General features: G+C 43.1%; 24 protein-coding genes. 23 read left to right on the top strand and 1 reads right to left on the bottom strand.

The features are described 5' to 3' along the window. The first annotated feature begins 6 nt into the window (after positions 1-6). Genes flgA through fliI form a run of 12 tightly spaced genes read left to right on the top strand, consistent with a single transcriptional unit; the run spans position 7 to position 9,099 of the window. Positions 7-735 carry a flagellar basal body P-ring formation protein FlgA gene (flgA, locus tag HZC34_02305; protein ID MBI5700665.1) on the top strand — a complete coding sequence of 243 codons (729 nt, stop codon included), beginning with the start codon at positions 7-9 and terminating at the stop codon, positions 733-735. Continuing rightward, a complete protein-coding gene (locus tag HZC34_02300; protein MBI5700664.1) occupies positions 732-1,325 on the top strand; it encodes a flagellar basal body L-ring protein FlgH in 594 nt (197 codons plus the stop codon). The genes flgA and HZC34_02300 overlap by 4 nt, the downstream gene beginning before the upstream one ends. Beyond that, positions 1,313-2,431 carry a flagellar basal body P-ring protein FlgI gene (locus HZC34_02295; protein MBI5700663.1) on the top strand — a complete coding sequence of 373 codons (1,119 nt, stop codon included), beginning with the start codon at positions 1,313-1,315 and terminating at the stop codon, positions 2,429-2,431. The genes HZC34_02300 and HZC34_02295 overlap by 13 nt, the downstream gene beginning before the upstream one ends. Then, a complete protein-coding gene (locus tag HZC34_02290; protein MBI5700662.1) occupies positions 2,431-2,655 on the top strand; it encodes a hypothetical protein in 225 nt (74 codons plus the stop codon). The genes HZC34_02295 and HZC34_02290 overlap by 1 nt, the downstream gene beginning before the upstream one ends. Continuing rightward, entirely contained in the window at positions 2,633-3,355 is a 723-nt protein-coding gene (locus tag HZC34_02285) for a sigma-70 family RNA polymerase sigma factor (GenBank protein MBI5700661.1), read from the top strand. The genes HZC34_02290 and HZC34_02285 overlap by 23 nt, the downstream gene beginning before the upstream one ends. Continuing rightward, entirely contained in the window at positions 3,348-3,653 is a 306-nt protein-coding gene (locus HZC34_02280; GenBank protein MBI5700660.1) for a hypothetical protein, read from the top strand. Before HZC34_02285 ends, HZC34_02280 begins: the two co-directional genes overlap by 8 nt. A 3-nt stretch (positions 3,654-3,656) precedes the next feature. Beyond that, positions 3,657-4,094: a flagellar basal body rod protein FlgC gene (flgC, locus tag HZC34_02275; protein ID MBI5700659.1), complete on the top strand. Its 438-nt coding sequence runs from the start codon at positions 3,657-3,659 to the stop codon at positions 4,092-4,094. Positions 4,095-4,111: 17 nt separating this feature from the next. Beyond that, positions 4,112-4,465 (top strand): flagellar hook-basal body complex protein FliE, encoded by a 354-nt coding sequence (locus tag HZC34_02270; GenBank protein MBI5700658.1) that lies wholly within the window; start codon positions 4,112-4,114, stop codon positions 4,463-4,465. Between the two features lie 19 nt (positions 4,466-4,484). Next, on the top strand, positions 4,485-6,095 hold the full coding sequence (gene fliF, locus HZC34_02265; protein ID MBI5700657.1) for a flagellar M-ring protein FliF: 1,611 nt from the start codon (positions 4,485-4,487) through the stop codon (positions 6,093-6,095). Then, the gene (locus HZC34_02260) at positions 6,092-6,619 is read left to right on the top strand and encodes a hypothetical protein (protein MBI5700656.1); all 528 of its coding nucleotides are present in this window, start codon (positions 6,092-6,094) and stop codon (positions 6,617-6,619) included. Before fliF ends, HZC34_02260 begins: the two co-directional genes overlap by 4 nt. Next, entirely contained in the window at positions 6,619-7,302 is a 684-nt protein-coding gene (locus HZC34_02255; GenBank protein ID MBI5700655.1) for a hypothetical protein, read from the top strand. Before HZC34_02260 ends, HZC34_02255 begins: the two co-directional genes overlap by 1 nt. Next, entirely contained in the window at positions 7,303-9,099 is a 1,797-nt protein-coding gene (fliI, locus tag HZC34_02250; protein MBI5700654.1) for a flagellar protein export ATPase FliI, read from the top strand. Here the strand turns inward: fliI and HZC34_02245 are convergent. Next, the gene (locus HZC34_02245; GenBank protein ID MBI5700653.1) at positions 9,096-9,287 is read right to left on the bottom strand and encodes a 50S ribosomal protein L28; all 192 of its coding nucleotides are present in this window, start codon (positions 9,285-9,287) and stop codon (positions 9,096-9,098) included. The two genes, fliI and HZC34_02245, sit on opposite strands and share 4 nt — an antisense overlap. Before the next feature lie 41 nt (positions 9,288-9,328). On the opposite strand from HZC34_02245, the gene recG reads away from it, so the two are divergent. From recG to HZC34_02190, 11 genes are read left to right on the top strand one after another with little or no spacing between them, the layout of a single operon-like run. Further along, complete coding sequence (gene recG, locus HZC34_02240; protein ID MBI5700652.1) at positions 9,329-11,368, top strand: ATP-dependent DNA helicase RecG; 2,040 nt, start codon at positions 9,329-9,331, stop codon at positions 11,366-11,368. Next, positions 11,368-11,919, top strand: coding sequence for a 16S rRNA (guanine(966)-N(2))-methyltransferase RsmD (gene rsmD, locus HZC34_02235; protein ID MBI5700651.1), 552 nt, complete (start codon positions 11,368-11,370; stop codon positions 11,917-11,919). The genes recG and rsmD overlap by 1 nt, the downstream gene beginning before the upstream one ends. Continuing rightward, entirely contained in the window at positions 11,913-12,389 is a 477-nt protein-coding gene (gene coaD, locus HZC34_02230) for a pantetheine-phosphate adenylyltransferase (protein MBI5700650.1), read from the top strand. The genes rsmD and coaD overlap by 7 nt, the downstream gene beginning before the upstream one ends. Positions 12,390-12,398: 9 nt before the next feature. Next, positions 12,399-12,821, top strand: coding sequence for a hypothetical protein (locus HZC34_02225; GenBank protein MBI5700649.1), 423 nt, complete (start codon positions 12,399-12,401; stop codon positions 12,819-12,821). Continuing rightward, a complete protein-coding gene (gene rph / locus HZC34_02220) occupies positions 12,814-13,530 on the top strand; it encodes a ribonuclease PH (GenBank protein ID MBI5700648.1) in 717 nt (238 codons plus the stop codon). The genes HZC34_02225 and rph overlap by 8 nt, the downstream gene beginning before the upstream one ends. Then, positions 13,527-14,246, top strand: a complete 720-nt coding sequence (locus HZC34_02215; protein ID MBI5700647.1) for an NTP transferase domain-containing protein — start codon at positions 13,527-13,529, stop codon at positions 14,244-14,246. The genes rph and HZC34_02215 overlap by 4 nt, the downstream gene beginning before the upstream one ends. Beyond that, on the top strand, positions 14,243-15,220 hold the full coding sequence (gene rfbB / locus HZC34_02210) for a dTDP-glucose 4,6-dehydratase (protein MBI5700646.1): 978 nt from the start codon (positions 14,243-14,245) through the stop codon (positions 15,218-15,220). The genes HZC34_02215 and rfbB overlap by 4 nt, the downstream gene beginning before the upstream one ends. Beyond that, positions 15,217-16,527: a UDP-glucose/GDP-mannose dehydrogenase family protein gene (locus tag HZC34_02205; protein MBI5700645.1), complete on the top strand. Its 1,311-nt coding sequence runs from the start codon at positions 15,217-15,219 to the stop codon at positions 16,525-16,527. Before rfbB ends, HZC34_02205 begins: the two co-directional genes overlap by 4 nt. Further along, positions 16,524-17,456, top strand: coding sequence for an SDR family oxidoreductase (locus tag HZC34_02200; protein ID MBI5700644.1), 933 nt, complete (start codon positions 16,524-16,526; stop codon positions 17,454-17,456). Before HZC34_02205 ends, HZC34_02200 begins: the two co-directional genes overlap by 4 nt. Further along, positions 17,446-17,961, top strand: coding sequence for an HAD family hydrolase (locus tag HZC34_02195; protein ID MBI5700643.1), 516 nt, complete (start codon positions 17,446-17,448; stop codon positions 17,959-17,961). Before HZC34_02200 ends, HZC34_02195 begins: the two co-directional genes overlap by 11 nt. Next, positions 17,951-18,652, top strand: a complete 702-nt coding sequence (locus HZC34_02190; protein MBI5700642.1) for a glycosyltransferase family 2 protein — start codon at positions 17,951-17,953, stop codon at positions 18,650-18,652. Before HZC34_02195 ends, HZC34_02190 begins: the two co-directional genes overlap by 11 nt. Positions 18,653-18,792: the final 140 nt, after the last annotated feature.

Below are 18,792 nucleotides of genomic sequence, written 5' to 3'. Positions count from 1 at the left end.
ATATTAATGACAAATGACAAATTTCAAATGACAAATTGGGTCTTGGTTTTGGTATTTGGGATATTATCATTTGCTGCCCCTGTCCATGCCGATTCGATAAACGACAAGATCGAGAATGCCATAAAAGATTATGTCATGTCCGAAAGGTCTGACTGGGAGGACGACAATATTAAGGTATCGTTCTCCGGGGCCGAGAATATGACCGATAAATATTTAAACGACCAAAATGTCCAGGTTAAAGTTTCCGAAAATTACAATCTTTCAAAGATCACGCCCCGGATGCTTATTCCGCTGATCTTTAAGGGGGGCGGCAAGATCGAGAACGTTAATTTGTGGGTAAGGCTTGAAGTTTTCAAGGAAATAGCAACGGCTAAGGAAAGAATAAAACGAAATGCCGTTATAAAAGATGATGACCTTTCCATTTCAAACAAGGAAGTCGCGCTTCTCCCGATGAATTATTATGAAAGAAAAAATGACATCATCGGCAAAGTCGCAAAGATTAACATCGAAAAAGGGGCTGTGATTTTTGAAGCGATGGTTAAAACAAAACCGGACGTTGCCAAAGGCGCAAAAGTCAATATCAAATCATCAAGCGACGGCATTGTGATAGATGTTTCTGGAATTGCGCTTGAGGATGGGCGGATTGGTGATACAATTAAGGTCAAACGTTTAGATTCAAGCAAAAGTTTGGATGCAGTAGTAAATGCCCAGGGAGAAGTCGAGGTTAAACTATGAAATATAATGTTGGGATTTGTTTGTTGCTTGTATCTTGTATCTTGGTTATTTCGTCCCACGCCGATTCATTATGGAACAAAAATTCATCATCGCCGTATTCGCCTGAAAAGGGCTATAAGGTCGGGGATATCATAACAATAATTATTTTAGAAAGCACGAATGCCCAGCAGAAAGCTGGCACCGACACTAACGTAAAAGACGATCTTGGGATAAAGTTGACGCATACGCTCCAGCGCCTGACGCCTTTGGTCGGGACGAGCAATGATATTGCATTCGGCAACAGCAATAAATATTCCGGGGCAGGATCGACGCAAAGGGCGTCAAGTGTGACTTCAAAAATAGCATCAACAGTAACGGAAGTATTAGACAGCGGGAATTTAAGGGTCGAAGGCCATCGCACCCTGGATATCAATGATGAAAGCCAGGAAATATATATTTCCGGGGTTGTGCGGTCGAAAGATATAAGCGGGAGCAATACAATCTTTTCGTATCAAGTCGCAGATGCGCAGGTATCGATCAAAGGCACTGGCGTTATACAGGAAGCAGAAAGCCCGGGCTGGCTTTCGAGGTTGCTCAATTGGCTTTTCTAAAAAATAATTACCAAGTTGGGATTTGGGATTTGGTCATTGGGATTTTGATTCTGACCATAAGTTTTCCTTGTTATGGAACGCCTTCTGTCAGGATCAAGGATATCGCGCATGTTCTCGGGGCGCGCGAAAACCAATTGATGGGTTTTGGGCTGGTCGTAGGGCTTAGGAACACAGGCGATACGCAGCAAACAGGGTTCACCAAACAAGCAATGACAAACCTGCTCTCCAAAATGGGCGTTGCCCCGCAATTGGACTTTAACAGCAGGAATATTGCCGCAGTAATGGTCACAGCAACCCTTCCCCCGTTCGTAAAATCCGGCCAAAAGATCGACATTACTGTTTCTTCGATGGGTGATGCGACAAGCCTTGCAGGAGGAACTCTTTTATTGACTCCCCTTCAAGGGCCCGATTCGGCAGTTTACGCCTCGGCGCAGGGGAATATTACCGTTGACCAGGATATCCTTATCCCGAACCTTCCGCCGATAAGGAACAGCAGATCGACCGCCGGGCGGGTTCCGGGCGGAGGGCTTGTCGAAAAAGAAGTCCCTGTTACGTTCAGCGAAAAGGGCGGATTATCAATAGTGCTTGATTCACCTGATTTTACGACTGCGGGAAGGATCGCGGACGCTATTGCTGCTGCGGGGTATGATGCGAGGACTTTTGATGCTGGGACCGTTAAAGTTACGGTTTTTAGCCAGGAAGATGCGCTGGCTGTCATTCAAAAAGTCGAAAATCTGACAATTGTTCCTGATTCGGTCGCAAAAGTTGTCATTAATGAACGAACGGGTACAATAGTTATGGGAGAGAATGTTAAGATCGCGGCCTCCGCAGTGAGCTTCAGCGGGATCAATGTTTCGATCGGCCCTGTAAAGCTTTATTCTGAAGGAAGTTCGATCGACAAATCAGAAATTAACACTTTGAGGACGCAAACCAACGCAAATTTCAAGAAATCTCAAAAGGCCTTGACATATGTCCCGCAAGCGGCAAGGCTTGTAGACCTGGTACGCGCATTGAACAGGATTAAGGCTACTCCGCAGGAGCTGATAGCCATACTTCAGGCATTAAAGAAAGTCGGTGCGCTTAAAGCTGACCTGGAGATAATATAATGGAAGTAAATCCATATATCAACCATGGCGCAATTCCTAATATCAAACAGGCTTCCAGCGTTAACAAAGAATTCCTCGCGATGTTCTACAAAGAGATACTTAAAGAAGGCTTTAGCGGCGAGTTTATGGGGATGAACGAGGGCTCGCAGTTTTCGCAAATGACAAAAGATGTTTTTATCGAAAAATTATCGAAGGAGCTAAGTGACAATACTAAAAAGATCTAAAGAAAAGAAAATTCTGCCCAAGTCCCTCGAGGCATATATGCCTCTTGTGCATTCGATCGCTTCGATGGTGTCTGGCAAAGGATTGCCGCCATCTGTTGATTACAATGATCTTGTCTCTGACGGCACTATCGGGCTTATGAAGGCATGGGAAAATTTTGACGTGAACCGAGGAGTAAAATTTGAAACATATGCCTCATACAGGGTCAGGGGAGAGATATTGGACGGCCTTAAAAATTACAGCCCTGTCCCTTATCGCATACAAGTCATGATAAGGGACCTGGCAAAAAAGGGATATAAGGCGACCGTTGCGAAGAAAATGGAAAAAGAAGAAAAAGAGCTGGAAAAGAAGGACCTATCCGAAAGCGAGTTCAAGTCTGCGGTAAAGAAGATAAAAAAGATCGTTGCGGCATCCGCACTGATGTATTTACTGTCCTTGGAAGAGATAGTCACAAGGACCGAGGTCCAGGTTGCCGGTGAGCGCGGCCCGGAGCATGACGTAGAATTTTCGGAGCTTCGGGAAAAACTTGGAGCTTCCATGCAAAAACTTCCTTCTCTCCAGAGGGATGTAATGGACCTGTTTTATAACAAAGGCCTGAACCAAAAAACTATCGCAGCAAAGCTCAAGCTTTCCCGGCCGAAAGTATGCCGCCTGATAGACCGCGGCGTTAGGCTGCTGCAGGAGGAGCTTAAACATGGTTGAAAATATCGGAATGTTCGATGATGCGTATCTTGGGCTTGAGACTGCTATGAAAAAGTCTGCCGAGATCCAGGCTGTCCACGCGCATAATCTCGCGAATATCAATACTCCGGGTTTTGAGCCGCTGGAATTCAATAGCGAGCTTGGGCGGGCGCAAAAAAGGCTGGATGGAAAAAAGGTTAACCTGGAAGAAGAAATGTCAAAACTTTCCGAAAATTCAACAAAATATTCCGCTTATGTGAAGCTATTGACCCAAAAAATCAATATTATTAAGTCAATAGCTTCGCAGGGGAGAAAATAATTTATGGGGATCTCGCGCGCGCTTGAGATAAGCATTTCGGCTATTGAAGCTGAAAAGCTTCGGATGGAAGCGATATCTTCAAATATCGCGAATGTCAATACCACAAGAACATTGGATGGCGGCCCGTATAAGAGGCGTGAAGTCTTATTTTTGGAAAAACCTCTTTCTTTTGACGAGGAATTATATATTGCGAACAATAAGATAGAAAAAAAGACAGGCGGGGTCAAGGTCGCGGAAATTGTTGAGGATAAGACGCCGCTTCAAAAAGTTTATAATCCCACGCATCCGGATGCCGATAAGAATGGGATGGTCCAAATGCCGAACGTAAAGCTTTCTAAAGAAATGGTTGATATGGTCGAATCGTCTAAAATGTATGAGGCGAATATTACGGCTTATAATACCACAAAAAAAATGATGCAGGATACTTTGCAGATCCCGTAATTTGGGGAGGATATTAAATGGTTGAACCGATCGACAAATTGCAATTGAGGCTGGCGCAGCTGTTAGAAGATGATATCCCTCAATCATCAAGACCGAGTTCAGTACAGATTACGCCGCAGATAGGCAGTTCCCCGTTTGTTTCGAGCAATCCTTTCGAAGATGTGCTTGCGAAAGCGGTAAATGCGTTGGATAATATCTCAAAAACAGAAATGCGGGCGAACCAATTGATAGGGGATTATATACATGGGAAAGCCGACTTGCAGGATGTTATGATCGCGACATCAAAATCGAGCGTATTGATACAACTTGCGATAACAACAATAAATTCGGCTGTCAGCACATTCAAAGAAATAACGCAGATGCAGGTATAAAATAAGGCAAGGAGGCGAAATGGCGGAGGAAAACCAACCGATCGTTAGCAACCAAAGATTAATTATAGCTATTTCGGTAGTTGTAATCGCCATCTCTCTGTTCCTGTTATGGAATTTCCGCGGGTGCATGCCGATGTCCGCAAGCAAAGGGCCTTCAGATGTCAGGATTTACACCAATTTAGACCTTAAAGACGCGGCAAACGTTATTACCAGGCTAAAAGAGCTGAAAATTCCCTACAAAATTGAACAAGACGGGTCGGCGATCAGTGTCCCGAAAGAAAAAGCGGATGACGCGCGGCTTGGTCTCGCGGAAAAAAACCTGCCGCAAGGCGGCGCCGTCGGCTGGGAAATATTCAATGAAACAAGGATGGGAGCCACCGACTTTGACCGAAGGATCCAATTAATACGCGCGATATCTGGAGAATTGTCGCGTACGATACGAAGAATCGAAGGAGTAGATGATGTTCGGGTCCAAATAGTGCTTCCGGAAACCAGGTTGTTTGAAGTTACAAAAGCTCCTGTAACTGCGGCTGTCCTTTTGAAGATGATGCCCGGAGTATACCTTCGTCTCGAACAAATAAACGGGATCATCCATCTTGTTGCAAGCAGTGTCGAGAACTTGAAGGCCGAAAACGTAACGATCGTTGATGACATGGGCAATATTTTAAGCAGCAAAGCCTTGAATGCAGTGGAAGAGTTCCAGCAAAAGCCGATCATTAGGGAAACGATGCCTCAAAAGGAAATAGAAAAAGAAGTTAAAAAGAAAGTTGGGCCGGAAATCGCAGAAGAACAAGAGGAAGCAAAAAAGACGGAGGAAAAAATAACAGAAAAAGTTGAAGGGCCTGTAAAATCCGAAGTAAAGGCAAAATTTTCCCTGCCGTTCAATATTTGGCCGATAAATAAACAAAAGGAAGCCGCCGCAGAAAAACCCATCGAAAAACCGGTTGAAAAACAAATCGAAAAACCAGCAAAATTATCCGCCGAAGAAAAGGCTTTGCTCAAGCTGAAGGCGAAAGAAGAGTACGAAAGGCAATTGACCTCTAAGGTACAGGAGCTATTAAGCCAGTTCTATCCGCAAAACGGAGTGATTGTTAGGGTCAATGTAATGTTTGGCGATTCAGGCTCTTGGCAGAAAGCCACCAAATTAAAGATCAGATCGGATGCAGGCTTCATTATTGCGCCGATCCGTAAAATTACGACAATTGTACTGATCGATAACAGTTTTCCGCTTTCATACAAGCTGAAAAAATCCACCTACCAAACTATTGCTCTTGCGATCTCTTACAACAAACTGCGCGGCGACAGGATGATATTAAAGCAAGTTCCGTTCCATTACGCTTCCGTCCAGCCGATAAGCCCAAAAAAGCCTTTTCAGATAAATCTTCTGAATTATTTTCTTTGGGCGTCAGGGGCAATAATTGTTATTGCAATATTCTTTATTGCGGGGAGATTTGCAAAACGAAAGCAAATAAACATGCCATTTGAACATGCGGCTGAATCAAGCGCTCCAAGCGTTCCGTCCGAATCTGAAGCTACAACTACTGTAAAACAAATACAGGATATAGCGCATGACAATCCTGAAAGGCTGGCCAATCTATTGAAAAAATGGCTTACGGAGGAAGACCAATGAAGCTTTCGGGGCGGGAAAAAGCGACTATTTTTCTTTCTATTTTAGGATCCGAAACTTCGTCCGCGATCCTTAGATATCTTCCCGAAGAACTTGCGGATATAATCGCATCCTCTATAAATCATCTTCCGACGCCAACCCCTGAAGCGCTCGGCGAAGTTTTTGCTGATTTTAACAGTTATGTTGCGCTCCCTCCAAAATCTAAGGCATCGGAAAAACCTGCTTTTGAAATACCGGAAGAATTCAGAAAAACAGGCATTGATTACTCGGGGCCGAAAGCGCCTGGAGATAAGGATAGGATATACCATTCGAGCAGCAAGAAAATAGCATATTTGCTTTCAAGCGAGCGCCCGCAGATCGCCGCATTTATGCTTTCAAAACTTCCGCCAATGCAGCGCGAAGAAGTATTGATGAACATAACTGTTTCACGCGACCAAATAGACGATATTTTGAGCGATATCAAACCGACCCCGCTTAGCGACGAATTAAAAGATAAATTGATCGAGCATTTTTCGGAGAAGCTTTGATGGCTTTAATAAAGCATTCAAAGATCAAAGAAACAGGCGAGATATTAATAAAGACAAAGCCGGTCCAAGTTCATGTGGAGCCTGATGCGCTATCGCCCATAGAACCTGAAAATTCCGGCGGAGAAAGGCTTGACCTTTCCGAGGCAGAGCAAAAAGCAAGCGAGCTAATTGCTGAAGCCAGGTCAGAGTCAAAATCGATCAGGGATCAGGCATTTGAGGAAGGGATAGAACAGGGCAAGAATCAGGCCGCAGAAAATATCAAACAATCGCTCCAAACGTTAAACGAGGCCGTAATCGAAAGAAAAAAAATAATAAAAGACGCCGAAAGCGAAATATTGCGCCTGGCGATCAAAGCTTCCGAGCAAATAATAAGGTCTGAAGTTTCACTCCACCGCGATGTCTGCTTGAATATCGTATCAGACGCAATAAACAGGGTGTCTGACCGCGAACAGGTCATTATCCGCGTAAACCGCGAGGATGCGGATTATATAAAAAAGTATAAGGATAAATTAATGGGGATCGTCGATGGGGTGAAAAGCTTCTCTATACTTGAAGACAGCCAGATCGAGCCCGGGGGCTGCGTTATCGAAACAAACCTTGGATATGTCGATGCCAGGATCTCCACAAAATTACAGGCTATAGAAGACGCTTTTAAAAAAGAAAACAAAGAAGAAGGCGAGTAAATGCCAGTCGATCTTGATAAATACCATCGCGCTATTGAAAAAGCCGACCTTGTAAAAGTAATAGGAAAGATCGTCCAGGTTGTAGGGCTTATTATTGAAGCCCAGGTCGGCGGTGTTTCAGTTGGCGACCTATGCGCAATAAAGATAGAAAAAGAGGGAAGAGAAGCATTAGCCGAGGTTGTGGGCTTCAAAGAGCAAAGGGTGCTGCTTATGCCTCTTGGATCTACATCGGGCATTTCGCCTGGGTCCCAAGTGTTTGCGGCAGGAAAACCTCTTATGATCAAAACAGGCCATAGTATCCTAGGCAGGGTCTTAAGCGGATTAGGCGAGCCGATTGACGGCAAGGGACCAATTTCTTTTAATGAAGAAAGGCCTCTTTACGCCGAGCCTCCGGATCCAGTAAAAAGACCCAGGGTTGCAGAAATATTGCGCGTTGGGGTTAGGGCTATTGATGGGTTGCTTACAATTGGCCGCGGCCAAAGGATGGGTATCTTTGCAGGGTCAGGCGTTGGGAAATCCACTCTTATGGGCATGATAGCAAGGAACGCCGAAGCGGAAGTCAACGTTATCGCTCTGGTTGGCGAGCGCGGACGCGAGGTCAGGGATTTTATTGAAGAATCGTTGGGAGAGGAAGGCCTTAAAAAATCGGTTGTCGTGGTCGCAACATCCGACCAGCCTCCTCTCATCAGGCTAAAAGCCGCCTTTGTCGCAACAGCTATTGCCGAATATTTCAGGGACCTTGGGAACAAAGTTATTCTAATGATGGATTCGGTAACGCGTTTTGCAATGGCCCAGCGCGAGGTCGGGCTTGCGGCCGGAGAGCCTCCCACGACCAGGGGATATACTCCGTCTGTTTTTGCGCTCCTGCCGAAATTAATGGAGCGGTCGGGAACGTCAGTTGTCGGGTCGATCACTGCATTTTACACTATACTTGTTGAAGGCGATGATTTCAACGAGCCTATAGCCGACCAATGCCGGTCGATCTTAGACGGGCATATTATCCTTTCAAGGGACCTGGCGGCACGCAACCATTATCCTTCAATTGAAGTTCCACATAGCGTTTCGAGGCTCATGTCTAATCTCGTGTCTGACGAACAGAGGGAAGCGGCCGGGAAATTAAGGGAAGTTTTGGCGCGCTATGCCGAGGCCGAGGACCTGATAAATATCGGGGCATACGTCAAAGGAAGCAACCCGAAGATCGATTATGCTCTTTCAAAGATCGATGAAGTCAATGACTTCTTGAAGCAAGGGACATTTGAGCATATTGATTTTGAAGAAACTGTCAACAGATTGATAGGCATTTTTATTTTGGAGCAATATATGGCGCGAAAAGTAAAGGCCGGGAAATTCAAATATAATTTGGAAGCAGTGCTCAAGGTCCGCGGGATCCGCGAAAAAAAAGAACAGGAAAAATTTGCCGAAAAAAAGAGGGAATATCTCAAGGAAAAAGAAGAGGAAGAAAAATTAAAATCCAAAAAAAGGAAAGAAGAAGAAGATATAAGGCAAGTCTTCAAGAAAGGCGCGGTGTCCGATTTTGAAAAAGTCCTCCGCAGGCATGCGCATCTGGGGATACTGAAGGAAGACATTAAAGAACAGGTGGAAAAAGTGATAGAAGCAAGCCGGGTGCTGGAAGACCAGCGCGAAAAGCTTGTATCATCAATGAAAGACAAGAAAATCATCGAAAAAGACAAAGAAAAGACGCTTGAAAAATACAAAAAGCTGATGCAAGACCTTGAACTGAAGTTTTTGGACGAGATCGCGACCCAAAGGTTTCAAAGGGAAAAGAGAGAGGATTAAGCCGCCTTTACGATCTTGTGAGCTTTAATGCATTTTGTGCAGACGTTTTCGCGCAGTTTTTTCTTGCCTTCCATAATATATATCCTTTGGATATTCGGCAAAAATACGCGCTTTGTTTTTTTGTGGCTATGGCTGACATTTTCGCCGTAATTCGGAGATTTGCCGCAAACATAGCATTTTCTGCTCATTATAAAAATATCTTATCAAAATTATGTTAAAATGTCAAATAATGATAAGCGGCAAACTTCAAAATCCAGTCCAATACTTGAAAGGCGTGGGGCCAGCTTTGGCGAATATCCTTTCCAAGATCGGAATATTTTCCATAGAAGACCTCATCTATTATTTTCCCTATGAATATGAGGATCGCAGTGTTGCAACAAGGATCGGTTCTATCAAATGTCCTCAAGACAGGATAGTTATCAAAGGCGAGATCACGCATGTTGAGAAGCAACAGACCAAAAATCGATTTTCCATACTCAAGGTCACGCTAAATGATAAGACAGGGGATATTAAGGCCGTTTTTTTTAATCAGCCATTTTTAGACAGGCAATTCAAGCCCGGAGTAAAACTTATAATCACCGGAAGGTCCGAAATGAACCATTTCCAAGGCGGATTGCAAGTGATACCAAAAGAGTGGGAGTTAGATACCGGAAAGACCTTGGCAATCGTTCCCATTTACCATTTAACCGAGTCCCTTTATGCCAAAACTTTAAGAAAAATAATAAGCAACGCGATTGATCTCCATCTAAACGATATAACTGATGTAATCCCTGGAAGCATACTTAAAAAATATGGCCTTCAAAATATCCAAGAATCCATAAAGAACCTTCATTTTCCAAAGGACCTAAATAATATTGGAACATATAAGAACCGGATAATATTCGAAGATCTCTTCTTGTTCCAGCTCGGCCTCGGAATGAGAAAGAAAGATTTTTCCAGGGGAAAATGCATTCAATTCAAGATCAAACATGAAATCATCGACGCATTTCCGATCGATTTTGAATTGACAAGAGCGCAGAATAAAGTGCTTTCAGATATATTCAGCGATCTATCATCGGGGCTTTCCATGCATAGGCTGCTGCAAGGGGATGTTGGGTCCGGTAAAACTGTGGTTGCGGCTCTTGCCTGTTTTGCTGTAATTAAGAATGGATTTCAAGCGGCCGTCCTCGCTCCAACGGAAATATTGGCGCAGCAGCATTTTGAAAAGATGTCGAAATGGTTCAAGACGCATAAAGTTAGATTATTAACAGGCACTTCCCAGAGAGCCGCAAAAAAAGCCGTGCCTGCCGGCAGGCAGGAATATCTCGATGATGATCTGGTAATAGGGACCCATGCCTTAATTGAAGATAAGATCAAATTCAATAAATTAGGGATCGCTGTGATCGATGAACAGCACAGGTTTGGAGTCCTGCAAAGATCGGCGCTAAAAGAAAAAGGCATTAATCCGCATTTTCTATTCATGACTGCAACTCCCATTCCAAGATCATTGGCTTTAACTTTATACGGCGATCTTGATAGGTCGATAATCGATGAAATGCCTCCGGGAAGGACGCCGGTCAAAACACATTTTGTTCCAAATCAAAAAAGAAAAAATTCGTATGATTTCATGCGAAGCAAGATAAGCGAAGGACAGCAAATATTCATTGTTTGTCCGCTTGTTTCAGAGTCGGAAACGTTAGATCTAAAAGCTGCTGTCGACGAGGCGGAGCTTTTGCAAAAAGAAATATTCCCCGAATTTATAGTCGGCCTTGTCCATGGGAAAATGAAGCCAAAAGATAAGGATGAAGTTATGGAACAGTTCCGCAACAAGAAGATACATATATTAGTTTCGACAACAGTTATTGAAGTCGGCATCGATATTCCTAACGCGTCAATAATGGTCATTGAGCATTCAGAGCGATTCGGGCTTTCACAGCTTCATCAATTGAGGGGTAGGGTTGGCAGGGGGCAAAATGAATCGTATTGCTTCCTAATGGGCGATCCAAAAACTCCCGAGGCCAAAACTCGGATCAAGGCGATGATTAATACCAATGACGGATTCAAAATCGCTGAAGCAGACCTTAAACTGCGGGGGCCCGGTGACTTTTACGGCGCAAGGCAATCGGGTTTGCCCGAATTTCACATGGCTGATATAATAAGAGATGAAAATACCTTGGATATTGCGCGAAATGAGGCTTTTGAATTCATTAAAACCGATCCCAACTTGGCAAATTCCCCGGAATTAAAAGCCAAATTATTTAAACGTTACGGTAAATTCTTAGGATATTAATGAGAATAATTGCAGGATCCGCCAAAGGAAGAAGAATAAAAGTCCCGCCAGGCAGCTTGAGGCCTTTAAGCGACCAGGCCCGAGAAGCCCTTTTTAATATTCTTGCCGCTAAAACGCCCGAAAGCAATTTTCTCGATATTTTTGCGGGTTCAGGTTCGGTCGGGCTTGAAGCATTGTCTCGCGGCGCAAAACTTGCATTCTTTGTCGAAAAAGATCGGAGATCGGCTTTAGTCATCAGGCAGAACCTGGCTGACCTTGGATTTATTGATAAGGCAGAAACCTACTCGCTCGAGGCAAAGCAGGCGCTAAAAATATTCCAAAAAAACGGCGCTAAATTTGATATAATATTCATCGGGGCTCCATACGGAAGTCCCGAGCTTTCAAGATCGCTCGCGTATTTAGGGGGATCCGATCTGTTGAACCCTAACGGCATTATTATTGCCGAACACAGGTTTAAATCATTATTGAAAGATAATTTCGGGACATTAGTAAAGTTTAGGGAGGAGAGATACGGAGATACCGTATTCTCTTTCTATAAGGTGGAATCATGAGGCGCGCAGTATACCCGGGAAGCTTCGATCCAGTCACAATGGGCCATCTCGACGTGATCAAGCGGGCGGAAAACCTTTTCGACGAAGTCTATGTTGCGGTAATTTCAAACCCTGAAAAAAAGCCTTTTTTCCCGCTCCGCGATAGGATAGGCATGCTGAAAGAAGCTGTTAAAGGCTTTAAAAGAATCAAGGTTGATAGTTTTAACGGCCTGCTTGTCGATTACATAAAAAAGGTTAAGGCGTCATCGATCATCCGGGGATTAAGGGCCGTCTCGGACTTTGATTACGAGTTCCAAATGGCGCTTACCAACAGGAAAATGGCGCCCGAAATCGAGACTGTTTTTTTGATGACGGATTATAAATATTCATATTTGAGCTCAAGCATAGTTAAGCAGATCGCCAGCCTAAAAGGCGATATTTACGGCCTTGTCCCAAAAAATGTCGAAAAAATGCTTAAAGTCCGGAAATAGGAGGATGTCATGGAAATATTAGGATTGCTTGACAGTTTGGAGGCCGCGATATTGGATGGTTTTAAGATCCCTTTGACAAAAAGGCTTCTTATAAATGAGGAGCAGGTCTTGATACTTATTGACAAGATCAGGATGGCCGCACAAGGAGGCTCCGATTTTGCAAAAAGAGCTATAGATAAAGATCGAAGCAAGCCCCTCGAACAGCAAGAAAATGAAATTAACCTTGAACCCTTGCCCGGAAAGAATAACGCGTCCGAGATCATCGAACAGGCATACCAGATAGCAAAAGAAGTCCGCGAAGGCGCGGACAAATACGCGGACGAGATACTTTCAAACCTTGAGCTTACATCCAGCCGCGTATTAAGGACTGTCAAAGCAGGCCGCGACCGTTTAAAGAAAAACGTACAAGGCGCTGAAGTTTCCAATGTCTAGAAGCTACAATCGAAGATCCGATGGCCTAAGACCTCTAAAGATCACAAGAAATTTTGTCAAATTTGCGGAAGGTTCCGTATTGATCGAGGTTGGCGATACCAAAGTTATCTGCAACGCGACTGTAGAAGAATCAGTCCCGCCCCATAGGAAAAACTCCGGTTTAGGTTGGGTTACCGCCGAATATTCAATGCTGCCCCGCGCGACAACGCAAAGGACTCAGCGCGATCGCGGAGGAAAAATAAACGGCAGGACGCAAGAGATACAGCGCTTGATCGGCCGAGCTTTAAGATCGATCGTTAATTTTTCGGAGCTTGGTGAAAGATCGATCTTGATAGATACCGATGTTATTCAAGCGGATGGCGGGACAAGGACAGCTTCGATCACTGGGGCTTTTGTCGCAATGTATGACGCATTATTAAAATTGAAAGCTTCGGGAAAAATAACAAAAATCCCAATTACCGAATTTATTGCGGCGGTATCGGTCGGGATCGTGAAAAATGAATCAGTCATCGATCTTGATTATTCTGAAGATTCTGCAGCATCCGTCGACATGAATATCGTAATGACCGAATCGGGGAAATTCGTGGAAGTCCAGGGAACAGCCGAAGACGAGCCTTTCAGCAAAGAAGAATTGGACAAATTGTTGGACCTTTCAAAGATCGGGATATCTCAAATGATCAAACTACAAAAAGGAGCCTTAAACCTATGAGAGGAATAATACTTGCCGGAGGCACCGGATCGAGGCTTTTTCCTTTAACCAAGGTGACAAATAAGCATTTGCTGCCTGTCGGGCGAAAACCGATGATCTTCCATCCGATAGAAAAACTGACAAAAGCTGGGATCGTTGATATATTGATCGTCACCGGTGTCGAGCATATGGGGGATATAGTGACGCTTTTGGGATCAGGCAAAGATTTTGGCTGCAGATTTACCTATAAAGTACAAGATGAGGCCGGAGGCATCGCTCAAGCTCTAGCTTTAGCCGAAGATTTCGCCGGAAACGACAAAATGGTGATCATCTTAGGCGACAATATTTTTCAAGACGACCTGAAGCCATTTGTCGAAAGATTTAAGAGACAAAAACAAGGCGCCAGGATACTAGTCAAAGAAGTTGAGGATCCTAAACGATTTGGCGTAGTCGCATTTAATAACGGCAAAGTTACAAGCATTGAAGAAAAACCCAAGAAACCAAAAAGCAAGTATGCCGTTACCGGCATTTATTTTTATGACCCGCAAGTATTCGGCATAGTTCGGGGATTAAAGCCTTCAGGACGTGGAGAGCTTGAGATCTCGGATGTTAATTCCGCTTATCTTAAAAGAAAACAACTTGAATACGATATTTTATCCGGCTGGTGGTCTGACGCAGGGACTTTTGAATCGCTTGAAAGATCAACTTTATTGGTGGAAGGGAAGATCAAGTTATGAAGCTATTGGTAACAGGCGGAGCAGGTTTTATCGGAAGCAATTTTATCCGGTATATATTATCAAAACACCCCGACTACAAAGTGATCAATTTTGATTCTTTAACTTATGCGGGGAATCTTGATAACCTAAAAGACATCGACAGCAATCCCAATTATTCATTCGTAAAAGGCGATATTTGCAATGCGGAAGATGTCGAATCGGCAATATCGGGCGTTGATGCGATAGTGAACTTTGCCGCGGAATCCCATGTTGACAGGTCAATTGCATCTGCCGGATCATTTATTCAAACTGACGTTTATGGCGCATACATTTTGCTCGAAGCCGTAAAAAAACATAAAATAGGCCGATTTCTCCATATTTCAACAGATGAAGTTTACGGGAGCATTAAAGAAGGTTCGTTCACCGAATCCCATACGATAAGCCCGAACAGCCCCTATGCCGCGAGTAAAGCAGGCGGAGACCTTATCGTCAGGTCATATTTTAAAACTTTCGATCTCCCACTGATAATCACGCGATCTTCAAATAATTATGGCCCCTGCCAATACCCTGAAAAATTCATTCCTCTATTTATTACAAATGCATTAGAGGGCAAAAAGCTTCCATTGTACGGGGACGGAAAAAATGTCCGTGATTGGCTTTATGTATTGGACAACTGCGAGGGGTTGGATCTTGTACTTCACAAAGGCAGGGAAGGCGAGGTCTATAATATCGGCGGCGGCAACGAAAAGCAAAATATAGAGATCGTAAACATTATCTTATCGGAATTAGGACTAAGCCAAAGCATTCTTGAATATGTAAAAGATAGGCCGGGGCATGACAGGAGATATTCGCTAAGCATCGAAAAGATCAAAAAAGAACTGGGGTGGGAGCCAAAGGCTAAGTTTGAACAGGGACTAATTGATACTATTAATTGGTATAAAAATAATCAAGATTGGTGGAAAAAGATCAAAAATAAAGAGGGTTGGAATGTATGAAATTAGCTGTAATTGGCACGGGTTATGTCGGATTGGTAACTGGCGCCTGTTTTGCAAATCTTGGAAATGAGGTCATATGTGTAGATAAGGACCAAAAAAGGCTTGAAGTTTTGGAAAAAGGCAAGGTTCCATTTTATGAACCCGGTCTTCCGGAAATGGTCGCAAAGAACCATCAGGCCGGCCGCATAACATTTACTTCTAATATTATTCCTGCGCTGCAAAGATCGGATATTATATTTATCGCTGTTGGTACTCCGTCAAGATCAAACGGCCAAGCTGATGTTTCATCCGTCGTTGACGTTGCGAAAACCATAGCCAAAGCCATTAAAGCCATGAAATCGTCGAATGGTAAATTTAAGGTAATTGTCAACAAAAGCACAGTGCCTGTCGGCATGGGAGACATAGTAACGAAGATCCTGATCGACAGCGAAGTGTCGGAGAAGAAATTTTCCGTAGTTTCAAATCCTGAATTCTTAAGAGAAGGATCCGCTATCGCCGACTTTTTAAATCCCGACAGGATCGTCGTTGGAGCTTCCAATAATCGCGCTTTCAATGTGATCACAGAGCTTTATAGGCCATTGAATGCTCATATCTTGTTCACTACGGTTAAAAGCGCCGAGCTTATTAAGTATGCATCAAACGCATTCTTGGCAACAAAGATCTCTTTCATCAATGAGATAGCAAATATTTGCGAACGCGTGGGATCGGATGTCAACGAAGTTGCAAACGCGATGGGTCTGGACAAACGCATCGGCCGCGCATTTTTAAATGCTGGGATAGGATATGGAGGGAGCTGCTTCCCTAAAGATGTTCTTGCCCTGATGCATCTTGCCCGTGAACAAGGGTACGATCCTCAAATATTGTCTTCGGTAACAGAAGTTAACGATTTCCAGATCGATGCGTTCGTGGGGAAAATAATCAAAACTTTAAAAAGCGTCAAAGGAAAACAAATAGCAATGCTTGGATTATCCTTCAAACCCGAAACCGATGACTTAAGAGAAGCTCCATCCCTTAAAGTAATCGATTCTTTGGTAAAAAAAGGCGCAAAGATAAATGTTTATGACCCGGCGGTTTCCGAAAATTCCAAAAAACAGCTGAATTATCTTTATTTCGCGGACAATGTTTATGATGCCCTAAAAAATGCCGATGCAATAGTTGTCGTAACCGAATGGGCAGAATTCAAGGAGATCGATCTTGACCGCGCAAAAAAACTCGTAAAAACAAGGATTATTTTCGATGGGCGTAATATTTACGAGCCAAAAAAAGTAACAGAGGCCGGATTCAAATATATCGGAATTGGGCGATGAAAATATTAATTACCGGCGGGGCCGGTTTTATTGCTTCGCATTTGACCGACCTTTTGCTTAAAGAAGGGCATGAAGTAATATGCGTTGATAATCTTATTACCGGGTCGCTTCATAACATTAAACATCTTGAGGGAAACAAAAGATATAAATTCATTGAGCATGATATTTCCAGCTATCTAGATCACAAAGACAAGATAGATTATGTGCTTCATATGGCGTCGCCTGCAAGCCCTATTGATTATCTTGAACTTCCGATCGAAACATTGGAAGTCGGGTCGCTCGGTACATTTAATGCGTTAGAATTGGCTTTAAAGCACCGCGCGAAGCTATTATTCGCTTCTACGTCAGAAGTATATGGCGATCCAGAAGTTTCTCCGCAGAAAGAAGATTACTGGGGACATGTAAATCCAATTGGCCCTAGAAGCGTATATGATGAGGCAAAACGATTTTCGGAAGCAACTGTCATGGCCTATAAAAGGCATAATAAGCTCGATACTAGGATCATCCGTATTTTTAATACCTATGGGCCGAGGATGCGTAAGAATGACGGCCGTGTTGTTCCAAACTTCATAAACCAAGCTTTAAAAAATGAGCCATTCACAATTTATGGGGATGGAAAGCAAACCCGAAGTTTCTGCTATGTTTCAGACATGATTGATGGAATATATAAAGTAATGGCTTCAAACTTCGATACCCCTATAAACCTTGGAAACCCATATGAATTTACAATGATCGAATTGGCTCAAGTTGTTTCAAAAGTCGCGGGAATACGTTTAAAAACAATATCAAAGCCATTGCCGCAAGACGATCCGAAGCAAAGGTGTCCCGACATAACAAAAGCCAGAAAAGAATTTGGATGGGAGCCAAAAGTCCAATTGGAAGAAGGCATCAGAAAAACTATGGAGTATTTCAAACAAAATGACAAATAGAAAGATATCTGCCGTCTTTTTAGATAGAGATGGGGTAATAAATGAAAAGATCGAAGGCGGCTTCGTCAAAGTTTGGGATGAATTCAAATTCCTACCTGACACAGCTTCAGCTATCAAATTATTAAATGACAAGAAAATCCCCGTCTATTTAATATCAAACCAATCCGGTATTGGCCGAGGAATAATGAGCCATAATGATCTTGAAAAAATCCACAGGATAATGACCGAATTTTTGTCGGCCGAAGGCGCTCATCTGGATGATATTTTTGTTTGTCCCCACGCTCCCGATGAAAATTGCGATTGCAGGAAACCTAAACCCGGGTTGCTCCTGCAGGCCAAGAAAAAACATCCCGAAATTGAATTTATAAACTCTTGGTTTATTGGCGATTCGGGATCGGATGTTGCTGCGGGATCGGCTGTAAAATGCAGGACTTATCAGCTTAAAAGCACAGAAAACTTGCTCGAAGTCACAAGAAAGATATTGGAGAAACAGGTTGGAAAATAAAAAACTAAGCATTGTTATGCCTGTTTTTAACGAAGAAAAAATCATTGAAAAAAGTGTTAGAGGTTTTTACGGCAAGGTGCTAATAAACTTCATCGATTGGGAATTCATTGTTGTTAATGACTGCAGTACTGATAAAACCTCAAAAGCATTGAACGACCTTAAAAAAGAAATTAGCTTGACCATAATAAATAACAAAGAAAATTTGGGGCATGGGCCATCTCTATTAAAAGGATTACATTGCGCAAAAGGCGATTATGTCTTTCATGCCGACAGCGACTACCAGATCCCGCCCGAAGCTTTTTGGGGCCTATACAAAGATATCAATACAAGTGATTATATCCTAGGATGTAGAAGCCGCAGGAAAGATCCAATAAATAGATTAATAATAAGTAATATTTTGAGATCGATAATATTTCTTTTTTTTAATTTAAAGATAAAAGACATCAATTCGCCATTCAAGCTGATGAAGGCCGGAATGTTAAAAGAGGCGCTCAAAACCATCCCGAATGACTTCTTGATGCCTTCGGTAGCTCTTGGAATATTCGCGAAACGAAACCATTATCATTTCAGGGAAACGGAAGTGGCTCATTTGCCAAGGCTTTACGGCAAATCAACGATATTAAGGTTGAAACTCGTGAAGTTCTGTATAATATCCTTTATCCAGCTTATAGGTTTTCAAAGTAAATTATGAAAACATCCACTTGCCCTCATCCGGCTTTATCTTTCAATATATTTTTTCATAATCACCTTCTCCCAGAGGGAGAAGGACTTATTGATATCCGTAAAACCAATAATCCCTCTCCCTTTGGGAGAGGGTGGGATAGAAAATGT

This window comes from Candidatus Saganbacteria bacterium (assembly GCA_016223245.1).
In the GTDB taxonomy this organism is placed as follows: domain Bacteria; phylum Margulisbacteria; class WOR-1; order XYC2-FULL-46-14; family XYC2-FULL-37-10; genus JACRPL01.
Note: the sequence above shows the minus strand (reverse complement) of the source record. Positions and strands in the feature narration are given on the sequence as shown.